The organism is Pedobacter westerhofensis (assembly GCF_900182595.1).
Classification (GTDB): domain Bacteria; phylum Bacteroidota; class Bacteroidia; order Sphingobacteriales; family Sphingobacteriaceae; genus Pedobacter; species Pedobacter westerhofensis.
The window spans coordinates 126,508-150,607 of record NZ_FXTN01000013.1; the positions used below are offsets into that span (position 1 = coordinate 126,508).

Sequence of the window (24,100 nt, forward strand, 5' to 3'; positions counted from 1 at the left end):
ATTGTACGACACAGATTTAAGTTTATTGTTTTGTTTTATAAAAATACAACTTTTAAGAGTATCTGCCGGGTTTCGCAGCCCTGCTAGCTTCCGGTGAGGCGGCGGAGTTTTTCATGAAGAATCCCGGGCTGAAAAGGCTTCTCCAGAAAGTCGTTCACACCGGCATCCATGGCCTCCTTTTTTTCATGCTCAATTACAGATGCAGAGAAGGAGATAATAGGAATTTTCCGCTTATGTTCAGGCATTTCTGTCCTGATTTTCCTGGTTGCTTCTATACCGTTCATTACAGGCATATGGGTATCCATTAATACCAAATCATAATTATTGATTTTTAACATATGCAAGGCTTCCAGACCGTTTTCAGCAACATCAACCTTCACATTCCAGTTCTGCAGCATTCTCACGGCTACAAACTGGTTGATTTTATTGTCTTCTACCAACAAAACCATCATATCGGTGAGGTCGCTGAGGGTATTGAACGAGGCGCGCAGCTGGTCTTCCTCATCAGTAACACCGTGGCCTGCCAGTTCAAACGAACTTGTAAAAGAAAAGGTAGTGCCTGTATTGAGCTCGCTTTCAACCTCAATCTTGCCTCCCATTAATTCTACCAGTCTTTTCACAATGGAAAGGCCCAGTCCAGTACCACCAAATTTTTGCCAGGTCTTATCTTCGATCTGCTCAAAACGCTCAAATATTTTGTTAATCGCGCTCTGGGGAATTCCCAGTCCCGAGTCTTTTACGCTAAAGGCCAGTACGGCATGCGTACTGCTTACCGTGGCTACTTTCAAACTCAAATCAATACGCCCTTTTGGGGTAAACTTTATCGCATTGTTGATCAGGTTCATCAATACCTGCTTTACCCGCAAGGGGTCTGCCCTTATAAAAGCAGGAACAGCAGTATCAATTTCATAATCTAACAGCAGCCCCTTTTCTGCTGCCAGCGGGCGCATTGTATCTCCAACAGTTTTAAACAATCCGGCAATATCCATACTTTCAGGTTTAAGGATGATTTTTCCGGCATCGATCTGAAAACTTTCCAGTATATCATTCACAATCCCCAAAAGCGCGGTTGATGAAAATTCCATCAGTTCCATCATCTTATGCTGAATGGGATTTAGGCCCGATGTTTTGAGCAGGTTGGTGATCCCAACGATTGCATTAAGCGGCGTCCGGATTTCATGGCTCATATTGGCCAGGAAATTCTCTTTGATAATCTTGCCTCGTTTTGCTTCTTCTACAGCCTGGTAAAGGTCGCTTTGAAAATATTCAAGTTCCTTGTTCTTCTGCTCAATATCCCTCTGGTAATGGATCATCGTGAGCAGTGAATTCACCTTTGCATTGATGATGTGCATATCAAGGGGCTTAAACAAATAATCCACTGCGCCGCTGTTGAGTCCTAAAAAAACCTCATCGGCGCTCATTGAAAATCCTGTCATCAGTATCACCACCACATTCTCGGTCTGTGGATTTGCTTTGAGCTGATTAAGCAGGTCATAACCAGACATCACAGGCATCTTCACATCAATTAAGGCAATAGAGATCTCAGCGGTAATGCAGATATCCAGTACTTCAACGGGCGAATCTGAGGTTAGAATGTTCACGCCGGGGCGTTCAAGAACTTGTTTAATTACCTCCAGATTGTCGGTGCTGTCATCTACGATGATGATGTTAATGGGTTTGGAAGACAAATGCATAATCGATTTAGAGGATATTGAGGGGGTTGAGATTTCGGACAGTTACCCTTAAAACAAACGAAACAATATAACAGAAGTATGCTGGAATGAATAGGCATTCTCAATTATGCAAACATCATACCACATCTATCAATGTTATAATATGTGTCTCAACTATTAGGATTAGCTACCAAAATCATAATACGAATTACTATAGCCAGCCTTAATCGTTATACCACATCATTTACTATTGCTGTTTTTATTTTGGTTATAAATGTCCTTGATTTGGTTATAATGCCCGGATAGTGAAAGCTGACTTTTGTCCTGTTATTTCACTAATTTAATCATCTTGAAAAATCAAACCGATTCATCAACAATCAACCAGCCCATTGCACTTATTACAGGTGCCAATAAAGGGCTTGGTAAACAGATCGCCATTGAGCTGCGGGGCCATGGCTACATCGTACTATTGGGCTCCAGGAATTTCGACAGCGGCAAAACTGCCGCCGCAGAGATCGGCGAGGGCGCACACCCTATCCAGTTAGACGTTACTGACGCGCAAAGTATCCAGGCCGCGGCCACGCGCATCCATGCCGAATTTGGGCGACTGGATCTGCTGGTCAATAATGCGGCAATAGGCCAGTCGGGCCGCTACGCTTCAACTCCAGAAATATTAGAGGCAAGCAAAGCGAGCGTGGCATCGCTTGAAGAAATACGTATTCTTTTTGAAACAAACGTTTTGGGCGTACTGGCCGTTACGCAGGCAATGTTGCCACTGATCCGCCTTTCTGCATCGGGGCGCATTCTGAACGTTTCAAGCGCAGCGGGATCATTAACACTTAATTCCGATCCCGCTTTCCCTTACCGTAGTTTTTTTGGGGCAACCTATCCTGCAACAAAAACAGCGCTCAACGCCATTACGCTGGCACTGGCTATTGAGCTCGAAGATACCGGGATCAAAGTGCGTGCGGCCAGCCCAAGTTTTACCGCAACCGCTATCAATAACTTTCAGGGAACCGATACTATCGAGGTAGGTGCAAAAGCGCTTGTTCTGGCGGCCCTTGATACAGAAGGCCCTACCGGTAGTTTTACCGGTCCTGACGGCCCCTTGCCCTGGTAATGATCTAACACGGTTTTTAATTATTTACAACTGGTGGACATCCTTCACCGGTTGTTATGATTATCTTTAAAAATGAAGAAAGAGCTGCCCAAAATGAATAAGCTGGAATCGATCAAGGATATTCATCGTATGGCGGGCCTGCCGGGCCCTGTTCATCCGCTGATTACTATGATAGATGTTGCAGAATTGTTCAATATGTGCATTTTGCCATCCAATTATGTTTTAAGTTTCTATAAAATCAGTTTGGTTACCCACCTGGACGGGAAATTCAAATATGGCCAGGGTTATTATGATTTTGACGAAGGCAGCATGGTCTTCGCCGCGCCACATCAGGTACTGGGCCAGATCAAAACTGATGCAGATCCCAAAGGGATCTCGCTGTTTATTCATCCTGATTTTCTGCAGGGTTATCCGCTGGCCTCAAAGATCAAACAACTGGGCTTCTTTTCTTATGCTGTCAATGAAGCGCTGCATCTTTCAGAGCAGGAAAAAGCAACAATGCTGTCAATCTTCAATATCATCCGCGAAGAATTGAATGGCCGCATAGACGATTTCAGCAGCGAGGTGATTGTAGCACAGCTGGAACTGCTCCTGAGCTACGCCAAACGGTACTACAAACGCCAGTTCTTGACGCGGCGGGTGCTCAGCAATGACCTGCTTCAGCAACTGGAAGAATTGTTAAACCGATATTTTGAAGAGGAAAAAGCGGTTAATGAGGGTATGCCAACGGTGCAGTACCTGGCCGGTCAGCTCAATTATACGCCCAACTATTTAAGTGACATGCTGCGCCCGCTCACCGGAATGAACGCCCAGCAGCATATTCACCAAAGACTGATAGAAAGATCAAAGGATCTGCTGTCTACCACTAACCTTACGATCAACGAGGTGGCCTACAAACTGGGCTTTAAATATCCGCAGTCATTTAGCAGGCTCTTTAAAGTGAAGACAAAAATATCTCCGGCACAATTCAGGACAACATTCAGCTGATGAAATAATGATATCATTTTCTTACATTCAGGGCCCCGTAAATTTACACTATGGAAAATCTGAATATAGTACGTGCATCATCTTCTGATATCGCGCAACTGCAAAAGATAGGAAGAGATTCTTTTATCGAAGCTTTTGCGGAGCTCAATACTGAAGAAAATATGCGGCAATACCTGGAGAGCAGCTTTTCTAAAGAAAAGCTGGGCACAGAGCTTGCAACGAAACTGTCGCAGTTCTATTTCGCAGTGCTCAACGGCGAGGTTGTAGGTTATCTTAAACCTGCAGCTTCCGTTTGGAAAAAGCCGGCAGCCTTAGATTTCCTATGCGCTGCTGCCATTCCCATAGCCGGGGCCGCGGCAGTAACGATGCTGGAAAAAATGGGCGATATCAATCCAGGCACCCAAATCCTGGTAAATGGCGCAAACGGTGGACTGGGTATGTTCCTGCTGCAACTATTAAACTACCAAGGAGCAAACGTGACGGCTGTGGCAAACACAAAAGCATTGGAATTTGCAAAAAGCTGGGGCGCAGGTACAGTAATTGATTACACTACCTGTTGAAATTCCCATTTCACTTTTTAAAAATCTGGTTACGGACAAGAAGCATATTGTGATCCTGTCACAACCTGCTGCAAAAAATATAAACGTCCTGCTGAATGCGGTAAACAAGGGAATGGAGATCAAAGTCGATAAAGTTTTTCCCTTTAGCCAGTCTGGAGCAGCCTATCAGTATACTGAAAGAGACGGCGTTACCGGCAAGGTGGTAATTGAGTTATAAAAACAATGCGAACATCATTGCTGATGCTTGCATTGTTTTTATAGGTAAGGTACAGAATATGATCTGCTTACCTACCTTTTGAAGCGTTTTCTGCCGCTTCTATGATCACTTTTGCAACGGCATCAGGTTGCGAAATAAATACCGCATGGCTGGCTTTTATTTCGGTGATTTTTGCACCGGCATGTTTATACATATTACGTTCTATTTCAGGATTAATGGCTTTATCTTCTGTAGCTACAATGCCATAGCCCGGTTTGGTTTTCCATGCGGCTTCTGTGATCGGGGCACCAAAACACTGGGCAAAGATCGGCCCCTGCGAGGCTGCCATAAAATCGGCATCGGCTTTACTCAGGTCAGCTGCAAAACCAGCGTGGAACTTTGCCCTGTCATAGTATACCAAACCTTTTGCATCCGGAGGCAAAATGCCATTTTCTGGTGCTGCAGGCAGTGAAGAAATCAACTGCCCAGCTGTTTGCCCGTTATCAGGTGCAAAGGCCGCAATATAAACCAGTCCCGCTACTTTAGGGTTAACACCTGCCTCGGTAATCACTGCTCCGCCCCAGGAATGTCCTACAAGTATTGCCGGGCCATCTTGTTTTTCAAGGATACGGTTGGTGGCATCCACATCATCTTTCAGTGATGTCAATGGATTTTGAACAATAGAAACATGGTACCCTTTTTTTGACAGGATGTCGTATACTTTATGAAATCCTGAACCATCTGCAAAAGCACCGTGAACCACTACGATATTTTTAACAGTTTGTGCACTTACCTTTGAGGCGAAACCAAAAGTTGCTGTTAAAGCGATCAATCCTGTGATGATACCGCTTTTCAATTTGTTTTTTAAAATCATGGTTTTCATTTTTTTTGGATGCTGATCTTTTATTTAGGAATCAACAGGACAAAGATGGCACGAAATGCAGGGCCGGGAAATGGCTTAATTTCCCGATGGACTGTAATTATTTCCCGACCTCCTCCGTCACCGTACTGTTTCTGAATTCTAAAGGGGCAACACGGGTATGCTTTTTAAAAAAATTCCCAAAGTGGGCAGGATCTTCAAATCCCAGCTCGTAGGTGATTTGTTTTACAGATTTGCTGGTATAATACAGGAGCCGCTTTGCTTCGGTAATGATCCGTTCGTGTATTACCCGCTGGGGAGTGCGGTTGTAATAGAGGGCAAAGATATTTGAAAGCGTTTTTGGCGACTTGTTCATGATCCTGGCGTAATAGGTCACCTTATGCTCAGAACGGAAATTTCCTTCAACCAGTAAATTAAATTTACGGAATATGTCCATACGGCTGTCATGCAATTTTATGTCGGGCACAAAGCTGGTTTTTCCCAATTGCGTTAAGAATATGATCAGCCTCTTTAAGAGGATCACAATCATTTCAATCTGAATGCTGTCCCTGGTATTGAGCTCTTCAATAAAGATATTCAGCAATAAACCAAGTTTGTACTGCGCAGAATCATCAAGCTTAATAAACAGTTCATCGCCCATGCAAAACAAAAAGCCAACACAGCTTACCTCGGCATCATGGTCAATAATGCAATAAAACTCGCGGTTAAACTGCCAGGCAGTGACATCAAGGGGACGCTCAAAAGAAAATGACTGATCAAACATAAGTGGTATGATCGTATTGGGCATAAAATCATGCGCAGTCCCATCAATGGTGATCGTTTGCTGATCTCCTTTGTTCCAGGCAATCGTAAAATATTTTTTGTCTTTATCACGCGAATAGTAAAACCTGTCAAAACTTTCCTGTTCGCTCAAAAGAAACAAATCCCCACCGGTTTTAGGATCAGTAATTGTTAATTTCATCTATCGATAAAGTTAAGTAGGCTAAGTTTAAGTATTGTCAGCCCAGTGTCTTTCTTAATCGTCTAGCCAGCCTATAACAAAGCACCGGGCAGATGCAAAACCGCTTTTCCGCTAAACCTGCGTTCCATCAATGCCGTAGCAACAGCTGAAATTTCTGTCCATTCTTTTTCTGTACCAATTTTTATTTTCAATTTACCTTTGGCCACTAAACCCAGCAACATTTCAAGGTCGTCTGCTAAAGATCCGGCAGCAGCAATCTCATGGAATATATTCATCGACTTTAATGCTGCACCTGATGAGCCAAAAAAAAGTAAATTGCTGTCAAAGGTTACCGTAGCACTATCAGAAGCACCTATCGTGATACAGGTCCCATTTTTCTTTAGCATGCCCATTGCGGCCGACAGCGATGCCCCGCCTAAAGAATCAAGGATAAAGTCAAAAGGGCCATGTGATTTTGCTTCATCGAGCGTAGCCCCGGTTATCACGGCACCTGTGCTTGCCTCCTCTACCAATATTCTGTGATGCTCTTGTCTGATATGTGAATACACCACAGCTCCGGCCAGGGCAGCCAGCTGAATAGCCATTTGACCCACTCCCCCGCTTGCACCATTGATCAAAACCTTTTTGCCCAGCAGAAAGCCGCCCTTGCGGATGGCGTGCAGCGCGGTTAAACCCGCCAGGGGGATACAGGCTGCTTCTGCATCGGAAACTCCATCCGGGATCATTGCAATTGAGCCCAGGGGCACATGCACCAGCTCACACCATGACCCTACTGCCAGCAAACCAGCCACACGGCTGCCTGCAGGGGGCGCATCTGTTACGCCATTGGTATCTTCAATGATCCCTGCGAAATCCCAGCCGGGGCGGGTGCCGGTTAAACTGGTAGTTAGTGCCCTCCTTACTTCTCCGCGGTTGAGGGAAATTGCTGTAATACGGATTGTAACCTCAGCCTGCAGGGCCGGTACAAGATCAACAGTACGAATGGCAAGGCGGTGCTCATCATTCTCATCTACGGTAATTGCTTTTATTTGCGTTGCTATCATGAGTTTATTTTTTATACGAAGGTGGCAAATGCGGGCATCCCAAACCAAGGAGGTTTGTCACCAGTTTTTGGTGACGTTTATCACCGATTTTTATTCGTAATTTTGAGCAAATGTTTGAGGCCTTTATCACCTATATTACCCAACAGGTAGCGCTCAGTGCTGAAGAAATAGAAATGGTCCGCAGTGTCCATGTCCACAGAAGAATCAGGAAAAGGCAGTTTCTTCTTCATGAAGGTGAAGTTTGCAGATACAGCTGTTTTGTGGTTAAAGGCTGCCTCAGGGCTTATCGCATCAGTAATGACGGCAGCGAACATATCCTCCGTTTTGCTGTAGAAAACTGGTGGGTAAACGATAATGAAAGCTACAATACGGGCAAACCTGCAAAAAGTAACATCGATGCGCTTGAAGACACAGAGGTGATTTTGATATCTAAAGAAAATCTTGACCTGCTCCTGCTCAAAATACCAAATTTACAACAGCTGATAGACAAGCTGCTGGCCAGGAGCTATGATGCCAGCCAGCAGAGAATATATTTGAATATCAGTTCTACTGCGGTAGAAAAATATGATCATTTTGTAAAAACCTATCCCAGCTTGCCGGCCCGATTGTCCTTACGGACAATCGCAGCTTATCTCGGGGTATCGCGGGAAACCTTAAGCAGGGTAAAAAAGTAGCCTGCCCTGTGCTTAAACTAAAAACTTTGCCAACTCATTTTTCCGAAAAGACGAGGGGCTCATTCCTTTGTACTTTTTAAACACCCTGTTTAAGTGACTTTCGTCAGAAAACTTAAATTCGTCAACCATTTCATTTATCCTCATGTCACTACTGAGCAGCCTTGTCTCGATTATTTTAACCTTATACTTTATATATATACTCCTGCAGCGTCTCACCGGCATGTTTTTTAAAAAATTTACCAAAATAGTTGTGTGCAATGTTAAAGTTCTTACCAATAACGCCCACCCTCAACCTCTCCGGATCATGAATATGATCATGAATATACTGGAACACCTTCAGCAACTTTTGATCAGTGAAAGGAGAAAGCTTGTCGGGTAAATCTGCGGCAATTGACCTCGCCACCAGTATAATCAGGCTATTCATCAACTGCTGGGTCAATTCCCTGCTATACAGGTGGCTACACTGCAGTTCGTCCACAATGCTCTTTGCCAGCGATCTCACCAATGTCTTATCAGTTTCGGTTTTCAGCACACATCCTGGCAAATGGCTGGCATGATGAAGTATAAATTCTAACTTCTTTACCCATTCTGCCCTTTCCCTGTCTACAACTCCAACAGGATCAGATTTGATATAGATGTTGTTGAAAAGAACAAACAAAAAGCTGGTTTTTGTATGGACTTCAAAAGAATTAAAGTCTTCCGGTGTATCAGCAATAAATGTCCCGTAGCATAATTAAATACATTGTTATTGATATGCTGTACACCACTTCCTTCTACCACATATACCAGTTCAAAAAAATTCTGGCTGTAGCCCTGTTTTGAACATTGATCAACTTCTTTATAAAGAATTTCAAAGGGATAATAAAGGTTCTGTTTCACGCACAAATCTACTCATTTATAGCAAAATAGTACAGATGGCTAAGCACTTAATCAGTATAAATTTGCCACATCAAAAACATATAAACTGAATTTACGTGAATACAGTGTTCTGGATGGCTTAGCCCTGGCAGAGCTGATTAAGAAAAAAGAAGTAACCAAGTCTGAAGTTGCATCATGCGCAATCAAGGCGATTGCAGCCATTGATACCAAACTGAATTCTGTAGTAGAATACTATGCAGACCGCGCAGTAACGGACAATACACTCTCAGCACGCTCACAGCCATATGAAGGTGTTCCAATGCTACTAAAAGACCTGGGAGCCTATGAGGCAAATAAAAATGCCGAAATGGGTAGCAGACTAGCGTGTGGAGTAAAATTTGATCATGATACTGAACTGGTAGCGAGGTATAAAAAGGCAGGGCTTAATATTTTAGGCCGTACAACAACTCCTGAATTTGGGGGATCAACAGTCACAGAATCGCTGGCCTGTGGTATAACGCGTAACCCATGGAATCTAGACCTTTCTCCCGGTGGTTCATCCGGAGGCTCTGCGGCTGCTGTAGCTGCAGGGATAGTTCCCATTGCCCACGCCACAGACCTGGCAGGTTCGATACGTATCCCATCAGGATTTAGTGGTCTTGTAGGCCTCAAGCCCAGCAGAAACCTTAACCCTGTAGGCCCCGGTGCCGGCCAGTTTTTCCTTGGCCTGGCCACTGAACATGTTTTAACGAGAACAGTTAGAGATTCTGCCGCCGTACTGGACGCAACAGCAGGTCCGGCACCAGGTGAATTTTATCATACTCCAAAAGGTAAGGCATCCTATCGTTCAGCAATGCTGGCAAAACCAGCAATGCTTAAAATTGCTTTAAACCTGCAGCCCTGGATAAGCGCCAATGTAGACGCTGAAGTTTTGGAGGCAACTTTACAGGCTGCACACTTATGCCAATCACTGGGCCATCATGTAGATTCAGATCGCTTTACTCTTGATGAACAAAGGCTACTGAGCTGCATGGAAACAATCTGGGCCTGCTATACCGCTTATGGTATAAACAATTTGGCCGCCCTAACGGGAAGAGAGATATCTGCAAGCACCCTGGAAAAAAGTAGCCTTAGCGGATTTTATGATGGAATGGCTTATTCTTCGCAGCACCTTATAACGGCAGTTGATTATTCAAATACCGTATCGCGGACAGTAGGTGCCTTTTTTGAAAATTATGATGTAATGATTACACCTACAAATGCGATCCAGGCACCTCTGGCAGAGAAGAAAAATAGTCATTCCCAGGACGTGACCTGGCATAACTGGGTGAAAGAAGCCTGCGAAGTTGCGCCATTCGGTCAGGTGTTCAATATTTCAGGTGCCCCGGCAATGACTTTGCCTTTAGGATGGACCAGATCCGGAATGCCTATTGGCATAACATTCTCAACAAAAATCGGCAACGAAGCTACCCTTTTTACTTTAGCAGCACAATTAGAGCTCGCCCAACCCTGGAAAAACCGCAGGCCAGACAACCATGTTTATAATTTAAGCCAGGCAATAGCTTAAATAGAAAAATTGATGACCTACTCTGTGAAATTGCAGAGCAGGTCATCAATTCTGCCCTCCTGATTTTAAGTTAACTAATATGGCTGATCACCAGGGTATATCTCCTGTTTCAGGATTTATTTCTTCACTAATGAATTTTCCAGTTGGCCCTTCTTCGCCAATCGTTACATATTTTACTATTCTTGCACCTGCCTCATTAACACTTCCGGCGCCACGGTGATTGTTAAAATCCGTAGCTGTAAAAGCAGGATCAACAGCATTTACCTTAAATGACTTTTCGCGAAGTTCATCAGCGAGCGCAATCGTGTACATATTCAGCGCCGCTTTCGATGGGCCGTAGATTGACACTTTATACTCATGATATTTAAAGCTGGGATCGCTCCTTAGTGTAAGAGAACCCAAAGCTGAAGAAACATTTACAATCCGGGGTTGGCCCGATTTCTCCAATAAGTCGATGAAAGCCTGGGTTACCCTCACTGCACCATAGAAGTTTGTATTAAATACCAGCTCCATGATTTCAACATCGGCCGTCAATGGTGGTTGGGGCATACCGCCGCTCATTCCTACATTATTAACCAATGCATCCAATACTTTGGTTTTGTTACCAATTTCGTTGCGTGCATCCTTTACCGATTGCGGATCTGTTACGTCAATCTGCACAGCTTCTACTTCAGTCAGGCCTTCAGTATTAAGCTTTTCAATTGCATCCCGACCTTTTTTTAAGTCGCGGGTACCTAAAAAAACATAATATCCCTGTTTTAATAACTGCCGGGCAGTTTCCAGTCCAATACTTTTATTGGCTCCTGTAATAAATACTTTTTTCATATGTTCACTAATTTAATTTTCGGAAGGTATAAACTCGTTTATAACGGCTTCACGAATGAGTGCAGGCGGCAGTAAGCCCTGTGAAAGGATAAAATCATGAAAACGCATCGCATTAAATTTAGCACCTAAAGCAGCTTCTGTATCCTTCCTTAATTTAATCATCCTCGTAAAACCATAGAAATAACTATTGGCCTGTCCGGGAGCACTCAGCGAATACCGCTCTACCTCCTGCTGCGCATATGCTTTTGAATATACCAGATCCTTTGTCAGGACCTCGAGTACCTGCTGGGGCGTTATTTTACCCGCCTGGATCTCAGGATCCATGAAAGCGCGGGCAGCTCTCAGCAATCTGTAGTTAAGCGAAAGGAGTTGGCCTTCAAGTGGCATATAAGGCATGACGATATATTCGGCATACAAGCCCCAGCCTTCTAAATTTGTAGAGTTAGAAGCATATAATGCACGCGCCTGAGAGACGCCCTCCTCTATCATCTTATCAAACTGCATTTCGTGGCCCGGCCTTGATTCGTGCGCAATCAATGTCCAGGAAACAGCATCAAAGGTGAAATCATCATATTTATTGATTGCTCTTTCTCCCGGTGCTGCGGGCAAGTTGAGCGGCAGTACAAAAACACCACGCTGACCGGTATTATTCAGGAATGGCGGTGGAACCATGTATGGTGCCGGAATTCTGGATGTTTCTCCGGCCGTAGCAAGCCTGATCATAGCAGGCCTGGCGGGCAGGGTAGCCAGATGTTGCTTACGAATAATCCCTTCGATATCCTTTAAGTGCCTTTCATAGAGCGGAATAATAGAATCGCCATGAATCTGCTCCTTTTTTAGTTCAGCAATCACATCTCTGTAATCTGCAGACGAAAAGTGGCGCTGCTCTGCAATCTGTTTTGCGATAGGCTTCATTTCATTCTGAATGCTGGTAAATGCGGCGTGTGCCATTATTGCGAGTTCTGCTGGAGGTATATCTACACCATATTCTTCGAGTCCCAGCGCGTATTCTTCCGCAGGCAGGCGGTTATCCGTTCGGGCCTTGCCGAGCACATGTTGTTTCAGCCAGATGTTATATTCTTCTATTTCTGTCTTTAATTTCTGATAAGGTTCTTCCCAGCCCTTGAGGTGATATTGTTTACAGAGTTCGGCGATGCCGCTTACAATGCCGCTGCTCCTCGAAAGATCTACTTCCATTTGCCGGGCTGAGGGATAGATCATATTTTTTCCGGCAATCTGTTTGGCGGTACGCTCACGCAGGATCTCGGTCAATGGGCGGTAACCTGGTTCCATGCCTGCATATTTTCTCATCCTCAGCACCGCGGCACTACGCCTCGACTCGGCCGTTTGCGCATCCAGCAGGCTCTCCAGTCCAGCGTAGATATCCGTGGCGGCATTGAGAAATGGCACCTTTCTGCTGTTTTCAAAATCCTGCCGGCGAAAGCCCAGGTTAAGATAGCCGATCAACACTTTGAGATCCTGTCTCACAGCCATATCCTTTTCAGTATTTAAACTGGCAGTGTACTTTTTTACCAGCAACTGTCCTTCTTCCCGTCGCGCCAGCTGATTTGCTGCTGTAGGTACACTAATCTGTGTGTCGTATTCTGCAAAGCCCTGTGAAGAGCCATATTCAGGCGTATATTTTTTTTCCAGATCAACCAACAAAGCCGTATACTGATTAGATTTTACAACCCATGACTTACCGGAAATTTCTTTGGTTTGCAGTTTTGCGCCAAAAGGAGAAATACACAGCGTTGCGGATGCATAGATCATAGTAAGCCAAAACATATTTTTCATAGATGTATAATAGTAGTTAATGATGAAATTATTGGATTAATTACCGCCCTTAATAAATTTATATAATCTCAGTTTGCGTTCTTCCACTTCAATCTGACTGTCAAACACAAAACCCAGCTTATCCAGCAAACGTACCGAACTCAGGTTATTCATTGCAGTGATCGCCAGGATTTTTACAGGAGCATCCTTCGATGCAAGACTGTGTAGTACAGCCCTGCTGGCTTCATAGGCATATCCCTGCTTTACATACGCCGGCAAAAAAGCAAAACCAAGATCATGCTCAGTTAAATATTCACGCTTCACATAGCTAACAATCCCCATTGGTCTTGCGTCGTCTTTTAATTTTACTGTCCAGAACTTCGTTAATGGGTTGTCTTGTATTTTTTTGATATAAGCTTCAGCATCTTTTATATCCCTAATATTCCGGTCTCCCACAAACTGCAGCCATCCCGGGCTGTTGAGTAAATCAAATATAAACTCAGCATCAGTGATCTGTAGTGCTGATAGCATCAGCCTGTCAGTAATTATTTCTTGTTTCATATGTGTTTATATGCTGCCGCGGCTTTATCTTCATGGCACCAGATTTAAAATCGAATTCCATTTTCCACCAGATTTAAAGCCATGTTTTGTTTAGTTCCCGGATTCCGCCTGTCAACAGCGTCATTTTAATTTCTGTACTCATATGTTCTGTTTGATTTGTAGTAATGAACGAAAAAATAAAATATGTGTTCAAAAAATTAATTCAAACCTTTGCTTTATAATACTTTTTCACTGAAATATAATATTCATGCTGGAATTCTGATTAAGCATAAGTCTCTTATATTCATGTCATGTTATATTTGAATTTACGTCCTTTACTTTGAAATCAGAATCATTCTTTATTTAATCAACACCTATTCTTGTATCACAACAGTTGATAACAAACGGAAAACAAAAAAAGATACAGATTATGGCATTCCCCATCCTATCCATATTTCAGCTAGGCTACCTGATCACCTACATTTTTAAAATAATGTTTTATTCCACCTTCTGGTACTACTACAAAAGAGCCCCTTTTCGCTGTATAGGCCCCTGCCTCAGAATGTACTTCTACTTCGCCATCAACGATATAAAAGAATTCGTAAAAATTGGCATGGGAATGCGGCCCCGGGCCGTTTTGTGAAGGCACAAGCATCTCAATAGTTGAAAATGCGCCATTGTTTGCCTGCCCGAAACCAGTATCGGTGGTTACCGCCTGCTATTGATAATATTTTTCCACCTTTAGGATCTACCGTAATCGGGGCCTGTTTGAGGTATCCATAATATTTTGTTTTTTGAGTTATAAATTCAAAGCTTTTCCTTAACGATAAATCAGGGGTTAACAATACCTGCAGGTTCCCTTTTACCACCGTAAATGTTTCTGAAAATAAAGTATGGTAATGCCAGGGCATTTTTTCTCCCGGAAGAATATTCAGTTCAATAACACTGGTGTGATTACTGTCAACTGAACGTATGAGCTTGATATATCCTGCAGTTTTTGTAATGCTGTTCATTGAGGTTTTGTTTGTCATGATCATTTGTTTTATTGTTAATCATGAAACAAAATTATCAGGTGAGGAACAGGTATTAATGCACCTCGGTTAACAAATCAATTTGACAGCCCGGCAAGCTTAGCCGCATGGTAAAGTTAGTGATTGGTATAAGGGGTATTATCGCTTAAACTCCGGAGATAAAATGACTTCATAAATTGCAGAGCAGGATTGTTAAACACTTTCTGTCCATCTTTTCCTCCAAAGTCATCAAGGTTGAAGTATCCCGGGCTATTTTTAAATTCATCGAGTGTGTAACTATGAAAGCCCATTTGCCAGGATTCAAAATCACGCTGAGATATTGGCACATTTTCTATGAGGATCAGGTCCTGGTGTCTTTTATCAGAGCTGATATTCTTGAAAATGTAATCCAGCTCCTCTTTTGATCCTTCCAGTACCTGCATAAAGCGGCCCGTTAGTTTGGCCTCCAAATCTGCCGAGGAAGGGTCAACAAACAAACCTTTAATATAAATCAGCAATCCGGTTATACCATGATCCAGGTTCCATGCCCTGGACTGCTCCAGGAGACTTGTCAGTTCATCCTCTGTCATTAAATAACTGGCAGTACTGATATAAATGATGTGATGTTCCATATATGAGTTGTTACATTGATTATCGAGGTGAGCCAAATCTATACCATAACTATGGTAATAAAGATTACCGTAAAAACAATCACACTTATTAGTGTTATTAAATACTTGTTTATACACCTTTAAATTCCTGCAAGCATCCCTTTATAGGTTTTTACAGTATTATTTAGTGTACCTTGCCACAGTTGGCACATATAAAGGCCAGCTTTACAAAGATAATCTAAAATCAAAATGGCAAAAGACACGAATGCAGCAGCAGCTGCACCAAAAACCAGAATACCTAGAAAGATTAAAAAAGCAATGGTAAAAGTTGCAGCAGCAACACCTGCAGTATAATTAACAGGGATATTTACCCTATTTTTGATTAAAACAGAGAGGCTTCCAAACTTAGTTTAGAGGCCTTTTTTGTTTAACCTCGTGTTACTCCTTTTAGTTTAATCCACGAACGTATAGTCCCGATAATTTCCTGTTTGCTTTCTAAAGGTACCCAGTGCCCGGCAGGATATCGGCTTCCATATCGTTCACAGCCTGATCAAAGTGGCTAAAGTAAAAACGTTAGTAATCCCATTGCCCGTCAGGATACTTATCTGCCGGATAAAGTGTACGGTCAACCATCGTTATCAAATTCGGCAGCGCCCAACCATTCGGTAGAAGGGTACAGTAACCACCACTGCCCAAATAGCTTGTTTAATATCTTCATAGGCTGCTACTGCGCCCGCCTTAGCGCCTCGCTTCTTGTACGGTGCAATCAGTGTACATTACGAAAGCGATAGGAAGGTTTGCTGAACCTTTAGCGCCTAAAGTTGTTGTCGAAAAAACTCATCTAATCCAAACTGTTGTGAATGCACTATCACCCTGGGCGTTGTCTGCTAATGCTGACCTGGTAGAAGCCAGTGAAATATTTTATACCAGAACAGCAGGTCAGTTTATTTTCGTGGTTCAGGCTACGGATGATTCTATTTGGGTGAATACAACTATGCCTAATGGTGGTAACGCGATGTTTAGAGCCGCGTATAGCCCTGGCGGAAGTTTGGCTATTGAAAAAACCGGCACAATTGAAGACGGTATACAATTAACATTTGTATCGGTCTCAGGCAGGCAGGATATTTTAATCACCATTAATGAGGATGGAGCCTTTCCTGTATTAAGATATGTGACCACGCTCACACCAGCGCAAGATTTACATATCCCTTACTGGCCCAAAGATATACTATTCAGTAATGACAAGCAGGAACCTGAAAAAACGAAAGGAACCATTCATGCCAGCCAGTTTGGAACCCGTACGGGATTTATTTATCTTACTCAGACTAAGCCTGCATCTGCAAGTATTTTATATCTGCAAAACCTCACTGCACTGTCAGCGTACTGTGAGCAAACAGAGACTTCTGCCGGTGATACCGTAGGTGGCAACTGGCCGGAACTGGGGTTCTCGCTGCCACCAGCTAACAAACCATTAAAGGCAGGAAAAGAAGTTACGCTCACTGATGCCTTTGTGGCTTTCTCCACGGATGTTGTAACCGAAGAACCGGAAATTATCCAACTCTATCTTAAGATGCTGGCTGCACTCTATTGCATGCTGCCAAAACCAAAAACCAAATATCAGAACTGGCCGGATGTACTTGATCACGGATTGAAAGATCTGATAGACAGCCCCGGGTGCTGGTCGCAGGTAGCTGGTCACCAATATGTCAACGCCTATGTGAGCGACTATGAAACGCCGCCGGAGATCATGGTGCAGCTGGCAGTTTTATTGCCTTTACTGGATTATGTGGAATGGAGCAAAACCGAACAACCGGTCATGAAGGTAATCAAAGATGGCCTGCCTGCTTTCTATGACGAAAAGCTGAAAACAATTATGCGCTGGTTACCCGCAGCAGAAGATAAACTCAAAGGTGAAGAAGAGCAGAAAGTTCCCCGGGTTATGGATTCATGGTATCTTCACCACCCGCTGCTTAACCTCTCGCGGCTGGCACTAAAGGGCGATAAAACGGCGGAGAAGCTGTTTCTGGACTCTATTGACTTCGCTATAAAGGTCGCACACCACTTCAGATACAGATGGCCGGTATTTTACAAAATGGACACCCTGGAAGTAATCAAAGCAGAGACAGCGGAGGGCAAAGGCGGTGAAAAGGACGTGGCAGGAATTTTTGCACATGTAATGCTGCAGGCTCATGAGTTGACAGGACAAAAGAAATATCTGGAAGAAGCTGAAAAGGCAGCAAAAACATTGGAGGGCTATGGATTCGAATTGTTTTATCAGGCCAATAATACGGCATTTTCTGCAGGGGCACTCCTGCGTCTATATAAGATTACAAAAAATGAGCTATACCTGAACCTCAGTTATACTTGCCTTGCCGGCATATTCAGAAATGTACAGCTATGGGATTGTAATTACGGATATGGTAAAAACTTTCCAAAGTTCTTCTCCCTTTATCCTTTAAACGATGCTCCATATACAGCTGCTTACGAAGAGCAGGAGGTATTTTGTGCCCTCCACGACTACCTGAAGCACGCAGAAGGAGTTGATATTTTGCCTTCAGTAAAATTGCTCATTGCAGAGTTTATCCGTTATCTGGTAGACCGGGCAATGTACTATTATCCAACTGTGCTTCCGTCTGAAATGCTGGAGGATAAACCAAAGATCGGGGAGGTTGATCCCAAACTCTGGATTGCCCTGGAGGATTTGCAGGATGGATGGTTGAAGTCGGGCACCGTAGGGCAAGAGGTTTATGGTGCCGGAAACGCATTCGGGATCTTACCACGTCACTTCATGAAAGTAAGTGGTGAAGAATTTATGATCTATGTAGACTACCCTACTTCCGGCTTTACTGCACAAAAGGGTAAAAATATACATTTCGGCATCCTTGGAGATGAAAGCTGCACTTGCCGTCTGATGGTTGTGAAAACCGGCCGCAAAAAGTTGCCAGAGATAACGCTTACAATAAAAGGCCATCAGGTTATTACTGGAAAACAGGTTAAAAATGGCAACATAGAATTTGCAGTTAACGGCAACCAAAAAGTTGAATTAAGCTGGTCGCACCGGAAGTGATTTTTGAACCGCAAAAACATTATTAATCTCATCATGGTTATAGCATAAACCCTATAAAAGCTTAAGTATTATGGCAAAAACTCCGGCAAAACAACATAAACAACCAGGCATCGAAGCTGAGATGCATCCGGCACCAGAATATATCAAAGACAGTTACACAGGTTCTCAAAAATTAAAAAATAAGGTGGCCCTGGTCACAGGCGGCGACTCTGGTATTGGCCGCTCCGTTAGTATTCACTTTGCACGTGAAGGGGCCGATCTGGCCATTGTTTATCTGAACGAAGATGTCGACGCCAAAGAGACCAAACGATTGATAGAAGCTGAAGGACGAAAATGTATCCTGATCAAAGGTGACGTCAGTAAGGCTGCATTCTGTAAAAAGGCAGTAACCATCACTGTTCAAAAACTGGGAAAATTAAATATCCTCGTAAATAATGCAGGTATGCAGTTTCCGCAGAAAGACCCTAAAGCCATTGATGAAAAACAGCTGGATCTCACATTCCGTACAAACATTTATGCTTACTTTCATTTTGCAAATGAGGCTTTGGAATACATGGCTGAAGGCGATTCTATCATTAACACCACATCAGTTACCGCTTACCGCTCCTCCCCTAACCTGATTGATTACTCTTCAACCAAAGGAGCTATTACAAGTTTTACCAGATCACTTGCTACTAACCTGGCGGAAAAAAAGATCCGTGTAAATGCTGTTGCCCCAGGCCCGGTATGGACTCCGCTTATCGTTGCTACCTTCGATGAAAAAAAGATCAGGGAATTTGGGAGTGAAACTGCAATGAAACGGGCAGGCCAACCTTCCGAGGTAGGCCCGGCGTATGTGTTCCTGGCTTCAGAAGATTCATCTTTTATCACCGGACAGGTAATTCATATCAACGGTGGTGAGGTTGTTAATGGCTGATAAATAAGCCTGCTACAATTTGATCCATGTTATGACAAATAAGGTCTTACTGTATGTAAGGCCTTATTTGCTATAACCTGTCTATGTTTATTTTTTCAGATATTTTTCTACAGCTGCGCGGGAGTTACCAACTTCAGCAATAGCGTCCCGAATTTGTTGTGGTGTCACACTGAATTGTTTAGCTGCATATTCTACCTCACTTGCATCATGAGCGTCGATATTGTTATCGTCTCTGGCTCCTTGTTTAGTTTTATCGTCTGACATAGTCTCTAATTTTGGTTCATCTGTCAAACACCAGTGGGTTGTAACTGTTTTAAATTTTTCAGATTATCCTGTGGGAGAGTAGTAAAGTGACCAGGCCTTTGAATAAATCCAGTGCGTGCAACATATAGATTTAAACTATTTTTTAGATTACTGACAAACTGTTGTCAATAGTCACCTGCACCTTTGAAGGATAAACTAAAAACAATATGAACAACTTATTCAATCCATCTGATACAAATGAGATTCTCACAAGATTAGAGAAACTGAAGCCAGATGCACAAAGGCAATGGGGAAAAATGAATGTTAATCAGATGCTGGCACATTGTAACGCCTCGTTAGAAACAGCTATGGGACTCAATTCACCAAAGAAACTTAATGCTTTTCTCAGATTCATTGGAAAGATGCTGAAAGGCAAATATTTTGGGGAAAAACCCATTTATGAAAAACAGTCAAACAGACGATACCTATATCATCACCGGAAATCCTGATTTTGCGTCCGAAAAACAAAAAGTAATTTCACAAATCCACAGTTTTTCAGCAGGAGGAGCAGCAAAATGTACCACACAGACACACGTATTTTTTGGCCCGCTCACACTAGAAGAATGGGCAATTATGCAATGGAAACATTTTGATCATCATTTAAGACAATTCGGACTTTAACCGCAAATAAATAATCCAGTTCCTTTACCTGCTTATCCAATTACGGATGAGCAGTTTTACTTATTACTTCTCATTTCTGTAAGCACCGGTTTGATCTCAATGGCGATGGGTTCGGTTTCAATCAATTCAAGTGTTTTAACCATCTTTAATGTGCCGTTCTTGTACTTCAGAAAATGTGGTGCTTTAAGATGTGCCTGGTAAGCATTTTCACTTGCATACATTTCAAACACGGTAACTTGTGCAGGATGTGCCTTATCATAAACGGCTTGTAAAGCCAGTACGCCCGGTTCAGACTTTACAGCAGCTGCGGCATGCTCCGCAAGTGCAACTTTATAAGCTTCAAGATATTCCGGATAGATTTCAAGCCTGGCAATACGAACTTTTTTTGCACTAAGCTGGGCTTTGGATTGTTGATGACTTGCCATAAGTATAGCCAGGCAGATCAATAAAAATTTGATGGTTGTCAAGCTCTTCATGTGATGTTATTATTTGTTTGGTGCAAATATTACTATTATTGATAGGGTTCATCTACCAATACAGACATGATCTCCTGAATTGAAAATGTGGCCCCACATACAAATTCATCAGCTGCCCCATAGTAAATAGTCAATTGATCCCCATTTACAAGGTGTCCGTTTGTGAAAACAACAAACCCGAAAAATCCGCTGAGTTCATAACGTTCTGTAGGAACCATGATCGGATCAACGCTGCGTGCCTTAACAATTGACGGATCATCCAAATCCATTAGAAATGCCCCCAGACAATATCTGTGTTCGGCGGTGGCGCCGTGATAGATTTCCAGCCAACCCTTTTCAGTTTTTATTGGTGCTGCTCCTGCCCCCACTCTGGCACTGTCCCAAAAGCCTGTTCGTGTTTTAAGGATACACTTGTGGTTTCCCCAATGTAACTTATCAGGTGATTCAGCCAGCCAGATGTAATTACCGCCCAAATCCTTGCTGCTCGGACGATGAAGCGCATAATACTTTCCATTGATTTTCTCTTCAAAGAGACAGACATCCTTATTATGAGGAGGCAAAATTAAGCCTCTGTGATCAAAGTTTTTCCAGTCACTGGTAGTCCTCAACCCTACCGCCACACCACTATCGGAAACTGCGGTATAAGTCAGATGATAACTGTTATCTATAAAAGTTACTCTGCAATCCTCAATTCCATACCGCTCCAATTTTCCTTTGCCAAAGAGTCCGGGGAACTCATGCTCCTCCGCAAAATTAATCCCATCATTACTGCTCAATAAGCGCAAATGAGAAACAGTGGTCAGATAATCCAATCCCTTATAATTATATATGCGCGCATCAGTTGCAATGAGGTCGGGATCATTGAGGGGAACTTCCATCACCACCAGCTTTCCATCTTCATCTAAAGTTGGAATAAAAGCCCATCCTTCTATCTGTTTCACACTTTCAGCTACCCGGACCAGTAACCAGGTCTTTCCTTCAAAAGTGAAAACTCCGGGATTCAGCAGACAAATGACTTGTAAATTATCTGCACTTGCAGCTATATCTTTAGGTAATAACAGTGGATTTTGCGGAAAACGGGTAGCCAGATCTTTCATATGCTGAGGTTAGGTATTTAAATGTCAACGTTCCAGGGCGATGAAAGTTTTGGGGCATTTAGCTTATAGAAGAAAAAAGGGAGCTGAAGGTTCTGAGTTCCAAGTAAGGAGCTTCAGAACAAATTGAAAATATACAATGATCACATTAATTGATCAGCACACAATCACGTAGACTGAGCACCTTGATATGTCCAAAAATTCAATTCCCATCATACAAGCTCATCAGTTGGAAGCGACTTCTAAAAGCATAGCTGATACTAATAGCGGATCAACTGGATCTGAGATCGTGCTATGATGTGAGTTGTGTTTATTTCAAAAGCTTAAATGTGATTTTTTTTGCAATTTCTTTTTTTGCCTAAGTTCTTCCATACTCCTCCAAACAATACAAAGTATGGCAAATACGCCAAATAGGAAACCTACCCAAGGTGCAATACCAATACTGTATTTAGCAATAAACCAACCGCTTATTGCAGTTCCAGCCGAAACTCCAAGATTGCCAAACGAAGTCTGCAGGCTGTTAGCAAATTCTTTGGCTTCAGGAGCACACGAAACCATATAAGCAACCGCGGTAAGGAAACATGGCCCATACATTGTACCCCAAAAGGCAACAACCAAACTCACAGATAGCATGGAAGCGCCAGTGCAGGAAAGCACAAGAGGTAAGATCAACGTTCCCAGAAGGAAAAGAACCGTTGTTTTTACCAGATTTTCGCCTAATATCCTTCCTGCTACGAAATTAGAGATAACACCCATTATTCCGAATAAAAGGAGCATGTAACTAATCTGTTCTCCGGTTAACCCTTTCACTTTAGAAAGATAATCTGCAAAATAACTGTATGTAGAAAACCAGGCTGCGATGAGAAATACATTCATCATTGTACTGATGATAAATGTCTTCCGTTTCAATATGTTCAACTGGCTGCCGAATGATTTTGGTTCTGCTACAGGCATGGACGGCATTATGAAATATATGGCAGTTACTGCCAGCAAGCTAATCATACCCTGTATCACAAATGAGATTTGAAAACCATACCGTGCAGCCATAAAGGTGACAAATGGGATGACTGTAACCTGTGCCAAAGCGATCCCGCCAATCACAATGCTCATCAACCTGTGTTGTGTTGTTTCGGGCACGTCTTTAATCGCGACAGCAATGGCAGTAGAGATAAAAACCGGTTGCAAAAAGGCAGGGAGCACACGGATAACCATCAGTAGCCAGAATGGTGGGGCAAATACCGAGAGCAGGTTACTTACAAAAAACATCGCTATGCCAACTAGCATAACCTTCTTCCTGTCAAATTTGGACGTATACAATACCATAAATGGTCCCGTAAAAGCTATGGTGAGCGCAAAAGCACTGAGCAGGTAACCTGCCGTTTCAATATTGATACTGTAATGTTTAGCGATCTGGGGCAAAATACCGATAACGCCAAATTCGGTACTGATTATACTTACCATGCCCAAACATCCGATATAGGCATTCCTTTTATTTATTGCATTCATCTATTGACCATTTGAAGAGTTAATGAGCATTGCCTCCCATTAACCCTATATTAAACCTATCGTTCCGTTATTAAATAAAAAAAAGGTCAGGCATTCATACCGCCATCAATTGTTATCGTAGAACCAGTGATATAACTCCCTTCGCTGCTAGCAAGAAACGCAACCAGGCCTGCAATATCGTCACCTGTTCCATATTCAGGCAATGCCATCCTGCTTCTTAGGAAGTCGGCCAGTGGCGCATCAGCCGGGTTCATATCTGTATCCGTTGGTCCGGGCTGAACCAGATTTACAGTAATTCTTTTAGGCCCAAGTGCTCTCGCCAAACCTTTGGTAAATCCCAGTAAAGCAGACTTGCTCATGCCATAGATTATGGTATTACCTGTTACAGCATATTCAGCGACATTACTGCCTATCGAAATGATACGTCCACCCTCAGGCATATTTTTGATCACAGCCTGGCTGGCCACAAAAACGGCTTTCACATGTACATTCATAGTCTCATCGAACTCGCTCATTGTAACTTCGCTAAAATCTCCTGCCGGAAAAATCCCGGCATTATTCACCAGAATGTCTATGGGGCCAAACTGATCAACAGTGGTCGATATAGCAGTTTGCAGCGCCAGGGTATCAGCGCTGTCTACCTGAATAGCCAGGGCCTTAACACCGGCGGTTTTTAATTTTTCTTCCTGTGCTTTGGCCCGGTGTGTAGATTTTGCGTAAGTGAAAATCACATTTGCACCTTCAGCGGCAAACCTGTTTGCAATTGCTGCGCCGATACCGCGGCTTGCGCCGGTAATAAATACTACTTTGTTTGTTAATCCTATCATTATGATTGT

Annotated in this window: 27 protein-coding genes; 9 read left to right on the forward strand and 18 right to left on the reverse strand. The window is 43.0% G+C overall.

All coding sequences use genetic code 11. The annotated features are described in order from the left end of the window. Window positions 1-83 precede the first annotated feature (83 nt). On the reverse strand, window positions 84-1,688 hold the full coding sequence (locus tag FN831_RS22885) for a response regulator (RefSeq protein ID WP_246101712.1): 1,605 nt from the start codon (window positions 1,686-1,688) through the stop codon (window positions 84-86). 334 nt (window positions 1,689-2,022) lie between these two features. Between FN831_RS22885 and FN831_RS22890 the strand changes: the two genes are divergently transcribed. The 4 genes from FN831_RS22890 to FN831_RS22905 all read left to right on the forward strand — a co-directional run bounded on the left by FN831_RS22890 (window position 2,023) and on the right by FN831_RS22905 (window position 4,557). Then, a complete protein-coding gene (locus FN831_RS22890) occupies window positions 2,023-2,793 on the forward strand; it encodes an SDR family NAD(P)-dependent oxidoreductase (protein WP_142530531.1) in 771 nt (256 codons plus the stop codon). A gap of 72 nt (window positions 2,794-2,865) precedes the next feature. After that, window positions 2,866-3,780 carry a helix-turn-helix domain-containing protein gene (locus FN831_RS22895; RefSeq protein ID WP_142530532.1) on the forward strand — a complete coding sequence of 305 codons (915 nt, stop codon included), beginning with the start codon at window positions 2,866-2,868 and terminating at the stop codon, window positions 3,778-3,780. Between the two features lie 50 nt (window positions 3,781-3,830). Then, window positions 3,831-4,340, forward strand: a complete 510-nt coding sequence (locus tag FN831_RS22900; protein WP_142530533.1) for a hypothetical protein — start codon at window positions 3,831-3,833, stop codon at window positions 4,338-4,340. Between the two features lie 49 nt (window positions 4,341-4,389). Next, complete coding sequence (locus tag FN831_RS22905; protein WP_185960579.1) at window positions 4,390-4,557, forward strand: hypothetical protein; 168 nt, start codon at window positions 4,390-4,392, stop codon at window positions 4,555-4,557. Between the two features lie 67 nt (window positions 4,558-4,624). Here the strand turns inward: FN831_RS22905 and FN831_RS22910 are convergent, their stop codons facing one another. The 3 genes from FN831_RS22910 to FN831_RS22920 form a co-directional block, all read right to left on the reverse strand. Further along, window positions 4,625-5,410: an alpha/beta hydrolase gene (locus tag FN831_RS22910; protein ID WP_246101714.1), complete on the reverse strand. Its 786-nt coding sequence runs from the start codon at window positions 5,408-5,410 to the stop codon at window positions 4,625-4,627. A 106-nt stretch (window positions 5,411-5,516) separates the two neighbouring features. Then, window positions 5,517-6,377 carry an AraC family transcriptional regulator gene (locus FN831_RS22915; protein ID WP_142530536.1) on the reverse strand — a complete coding sequence of 287 codons (861 nt, stop codon included), beginning with the start codon at window positions 6,375-6,377 and terminating at the stop codon, window positions 5,517-5,519. 71 nt (window positions 6,378-6,448) lie between these two features. Continuing rightward, window positions 6,449-7,420 (reverse strand): zinc-binding dehydrogenase, encoded by a 972-nt coding sequence (locus tag FN831_RS22920; protein WP_142530537.1) that lies wholly within the window; start codon window positions 7,418-7,420, stop codon window positions 6,449-6,451. Between the two features lie 110 nt (window positions 7,421-7,530). Between FN831_RS22920 and FN831_RS22925 the strand changes: the two genes are divergently transcribed. Continuing rightward, the gene (locus FN831_RS22925; protein ID WP_142530538.1) at window positions 7,531-8,094 is read left to right on the forward strand and encodes a Crp/Fnr family transcriptional regulator; all 564 of its coding nucleotides are present in this window, start codon (window positions 7,531-7,533) and stop codon (window positions 8,092-8,094) included. Between the two features lie 12 nt (window positions 8,095-8,106). Here the strand turns inward: FN831_RS22925 and FN831_RS28490 are convergent, their stop codons facing one another. Genes FN831_RS28490 through FN831_RS28495 form a run of 3 tightly spaced genes read right to left on the reverse strand, consistent with a single transcriptional unit; the run spans window position 8,107 to window position 8,973 of the window. Continuing rightward, the gene (locus FN831_RS28490; protein ID WP_142530539.1) at window positions 8,107-8,316 is read right to left on the reverse strand and encodes a helix-turn-helix domain-containing protein; all 210 of its coding nucleotides are present in this window, start codon (window positions 8,314-8,316) and stop codon (window positions 8,107-8,109) included. Then, a complete protein-coding gene (locus tag FN831_RS22935; protein ID WP_142530540.1) occupies window positions 8,276-8,752 on the reverse strand; it encodes a hypothetical protein in 477 nt (158 codons plus the stop codon). The genes FN831_RS28490 and FN831_RS22935 overlap by 41 nt, the downstream gene beginning before the upstream one ends. After that, window positions 8,698-8,973 (reverse strand): AraC family ligand binding domain-containing protein, encoded by a 276-nt coding sequence (locus FN831_RS28495; protein WP_185960581.1) that lies wholly within the window; start codon window positions 8,971-8,973, stop codon window positions 8,698-8,700. Before FN831_RS28495 ends, FN831_RS22935 begins: the two co-directional genes overlap by 55 nt. Window positions 8,974-9,154: 181 nt before the next feature. Here FN831_RS28495 and FN831_RS22945 point away from each other — a divergent pair, with 181 nt between their 5' ends. Beyond that, window positions 9,155-10,519, forward strand: a complete 1,365-nt coding sequence (locus tag FN831_RS22945) for an amidase (protein WP_262711899.1) — start codon at window positions 9,155-9,157, stop codon at window positions 10,517-10,519. Between the two features lie 87 nt (window positions 10,520-10,606). Here FN831_RS22945 and FN831_RS22950 read toward each other — a convergent pair whose 3' ends face one another. The 6 genes from FN831_RS22950 to FN831_RS22975 all read right to left on the reverse strand — a co-directional run bounded on the left by FN831_RS22950 (window position 10,607) and on the right by FN831_RS22975 (window position 15,302). Beyond that, window positions 10,607-11,344: an SDR family NAD(P)-dependent oxidoreductase gene (locus FN831_RS22950; protein ID WP_142530543.1), complete on the reverse strand. Its 738-nt coding sequence runs from the start codon at window positions 11,342-11,344 to the stop codon at window positions 10,607-10,609. 12 nt (window positions 11,345-11,356) lie between these two features. Next, window positions 11,357-13,141: a DUF885 domain-containing protein gene (locus tag FN831_RS22955; protein WP_142530544.1), complete on the reverse strand. Its 1,785-nt coding sequence runs from the start codon at window positions 13,139-13,141 to the stop codon at window positions 11,357-11,359. A gap of 36 nt (window positions 13,142-13,177) precedes the next feature. After that, window positions 13,178-13,681, reverse strand: a complete 504-nt coding sequence (locus tag FN831_RS22960; RefSeq protein ID WP_142530545.1) for a GNAT family N-acetyltransferase — start codon at window positions 13,679-13,681, stop codon at window positions 13,178-13,180. 439 nt (window positions 13,682-14,120) lie between these two features. Beyond that, a complete protein-coding gene (locus FN831_RS22965) occupies window positions 14,121-14,315 on the reverse strand; it encodes a cupin domain-containing protein (RefSeq protein WP_142530546.1) in 195 nt (64 codons plus the stop codon). 1 nt (window position 14,316) lies between these two features. After that, entirely contained in the window at window positions 14,317-14,691 is a 375-nt protein-coding gene (locus FN831_RS22970) for a cupin domain-containing protein (RefSeq protein WP_142530547.1), read from the reverse strand. A 116-nt stretch (window positions 14,692-14,807) separates the two neighbouring features. Then, entirely contained in the window at window positions 14,808-15,302 is a 495-nt protein-coding gene (locus FN831_RS22975; protein ID WP_142530548.1) for a BLUF domain-containing protein, read from the reverse strand. Window positions 15,303-16,137: 835 nt separating this feature from the next. Here FN831_RS22975 and FN831_RS22980 point away from each other — a divergent pair. Then, window positions 16,138-18,348, forward strand: a complete 2,211-nt coding sequence (locus FN831_RS22980; RefSeq protein WP_142530549.1) for a hypothetical protein — start codon at window positions 16,138-16,140, stop codon at window positions 18,346-18,348. A 70-nt stretch (window positions 18,349-18,418) separates the two neighbouring features. After that, the gene (locus tag FN831_RS22985) at window positions 18,419-19,264 is read left to right on the forward strand and encodes an SDR family oxidoreductase (protein ID WP_142530550.1); all 846 of its coding nucleotides are present in this window, start codon (window positions 18,419-18,421) and stop codon (window positions 19,262-19,264) included. A gap of 87 nt (window positions 19,265-19,351) precedes the next feature. On the opposite strand, the gene FN831_RS22990 is transcribed toward FN831_RS22985, so the two are convergent. Next, window positions 19,352-19,528 (reverse strand): DUF3606 domain-containing protein, encoded by a 177-nt coding sequence (locus FN831_RS22990; protein ID WP_142530551.1) that lies wholly within the window; start codon window positions 19,526-19,528, stop codon window positions 19,352-19,354. A 438-nt stretch (window positions 19,529-19,966) separates the two neighbouring features. Between FN831_RS22990 and FN831_RS27975 the strand changes: the two genes are divergently transcribed. After that, on the forward strand, window positions 19,967-20,188 hold the full coding sequence (locus FN831_RS27975) for a DUF1569 domain-containing protein (protein WP_221931389.1): 222 nt from the start codon (window positions 19,967-19,969) through the stop codon (window positions 20,186-20,188). A gap of 56 nt (window positions 20,189-20,244) precedes the next feature. On the opposite strand, the gene FN831_RS23000 is transcribed toward FN831_RS27975, so the two are convergent. From FN831_RS23000 to FN831_RS23015, 4 genes are all read right to left on the reverse strand, one after another. After that, window positions 20,245-20,664: a putative quinol monooxygenase gene (locus FN831_RS23000; protein ID WP_142530552.1), complete on the reverse strand. Its 420-nt coding sequence runs from the start codon at window positions 20,662-20,664 to the stop codon at window positions 20,245-20,247. Window positions 20,665-20,699: 35 nt separating this feature from the next. Continuing rightward, window positions 20,700-21,761 carry a glycoside hydrolase family 130 protein gene (locus FN831_RS23005; protein WP_142530553.1) on the reverse strand — a complete coding sequence of 354 codons (1,062 nt, stop codon included), beginning with the start codon at window positions 21,759-21,761 and terminating at the stop codon, window positions 20,700-20,702. A 312-nt stretch (window positions 21,762-22,073) separates the two neighbouring features. After that, window positions 22,074-23,264 carry an MFS transporter gene (locus FN831_RS23010; protein WP_142530554.1) on the reverse strand — a complete coding sequence of 397 codons (1,191 nt, stop codon included), beginning with the start codon at window positions 23,262-23,264 and terminating at the stop codon, window positions 22,074-22,076. A gap of 86 nt (window positions 23,265-23,350) precedes the next feature. Then, window positions 23,351-24,091 (reverse strand): SDR family NAD(P)-dependent oxidoreductase, encoded by a 741-nt coding sequence (locus FN831_RS23015; RefSeq protein ID WP_142530555.1) that lies wholly within the window; start codon window positions 24,089-24,091, stop codon window positions 23,351-23,353. Window positions 24,092-24,100 lie beyond the last annotated feature (9 nt).

What these genes read in the sequence shown, in the direction of transcription:
- FN831_RS22900 (WP_142530533.1), top strand. Translation starts at nt 3,831, where the DNA reads ATGGAAAATCTGAATATAGTACGTGCATCATCTTCTGATATCGCGCAA.
- FN831_RS22975 (WP_142530548.1), bottom strand. Translation starts at nt 15,302, where the DNA reads ATGGAACATCACATCATTTATATCAGTACTGCCAGTTATTTAATGACA.
- FN831_RS22925 (WP_142530538.1), top strand. Translation starts at nt 7,531, where the DNA reads ATGTTTGAGGCCTTTATCACCTATATTACCCAACAGGTAGCGCTCAGT.
- FN831_RS22965 (WP_142530546.1), bottom strand. Translation starts at nt 14,315, where the DNA reads ATGCTTGTGCCTTCACAAAACGGCCCGGGGCCGCATTCCCATGCCAAT.
- FN831_RS23000 (WP_142530552.1), bottom strand. Translation starts at nt 20,664, where the DNA reads ATGAAGAGCTTGACAACCATCAAATTTTTATTGATCTGCCTGGCTATA.
- FN831_RS23015 (WP_142530555.1), bottom strand. Translation starts at nt 24,091, where the DNA reads ATGATAGGATTAACAAACAAAGTAGTATTTATTACCGGCGCAAGCCGC.
- FN831_RS22960 (WP_142530545.1), bottom strand. Translation starts at nt 13,681, where the DNA reads ATGAAACAAGAAATAATTACTGACAGGCTGATGCTATCAGCACTACAG.
- FN831_RS27975 (WP_221931389.1), top strand. Translation starts at nt 19,967, where the DNA reads ATGAAAAACAGTCAAACAGACGATACCTATATCATCACCGGAAATCCT.
- FN831_RS22950 (WP_142530543.1), bottom strand. Translation starts at nt 11,344, where the DNA reads ATGAAAAAAGTATTTATTACAGGAGCCAATAAAAGTATTGGACTGGAA.
- FN831_RS22920 (WP_142530537.1), bottom strand. Translation starts at nt 7,420, where the DNA reads ATGATAGCAACGCAAATAAAAGCAATTACCGTAGATGAGAATGATGAG.
- FN831_RS22985 (WP_142530550.1), top strand. Translation starts at nt 18,419, where the DNA reads ATGGCAAAAACTCCGGCAAAACAACATAAACAACCAGGCATCGAAGCT.
- FN831_RS23005 (WP_142530553.1), bottom strand. Translation starts at nt 21,761, where the DNA reads ATGAAAGATCTGGCTACCCGTTTTCCGCAAAATCCACTGTTATTACCT.
- FN831_RS22915 (WP_142530536.1), bottom strand. Translation starts at nt 6,377, where the DNA reads ATGAAATTAACAATTACTGATCCTAAAACCGGTGGGGATTTGTTTCTT.
- FN831_RS22970 (WP_142530547.1), bottom strand. Translation starts at nt 14,691, where the DNA reads ATGACAAACAAAACCTCAATGAACAGCATTACAAAAACTGCAGGATAT.
- FN831_RS23010 (WP_142530554.1), bottom strand. Translation starts at nt 23,264, where the DNA reads ATGAATGCAATAAATAAAAGGAATGCCTATATCGGATGTTTGGGCATG.
- FN831_RS22990 (WP_142530551.1), bottom strand. Translation starts at nt 19,528, where the DNA reads ATGTCAGACGATAAAACTAAACAAGGAGCCAGAGACGATAACAATATC.
- FN831_RS22955 (WP_142530544.1), bottom strand. Translation starts at nt 13,141, where the DNA reads ATGAAAAATATGTTTTGGCTTACTATGATCTATGCATCCGCAACGCTG.
- FN831_RS22910 (WP_246101714.1), bottom strand. Translation starts at nt 5,410, where the DNA reads ATGATTTTAAAAAACAAATTGAAAAGCGGTATCATCACAGGATTGATC.
- FN831_RS22895 (WP_142530532.1), top strand. Translation starts at nt 2,866, where the DNA reads ATGAAGAAAGAGCTGCCCAAAATGAATAAGCTGGAATCGATCAAGGAT.
- FN831_RS28490 (WP_142530539.1), bottom strand. Translation starts at nt 8,316, where the DNA reads ATGCCGGTGAGACGCTGCAGGAGTATATATATAAAGTATAAGGTTAAA.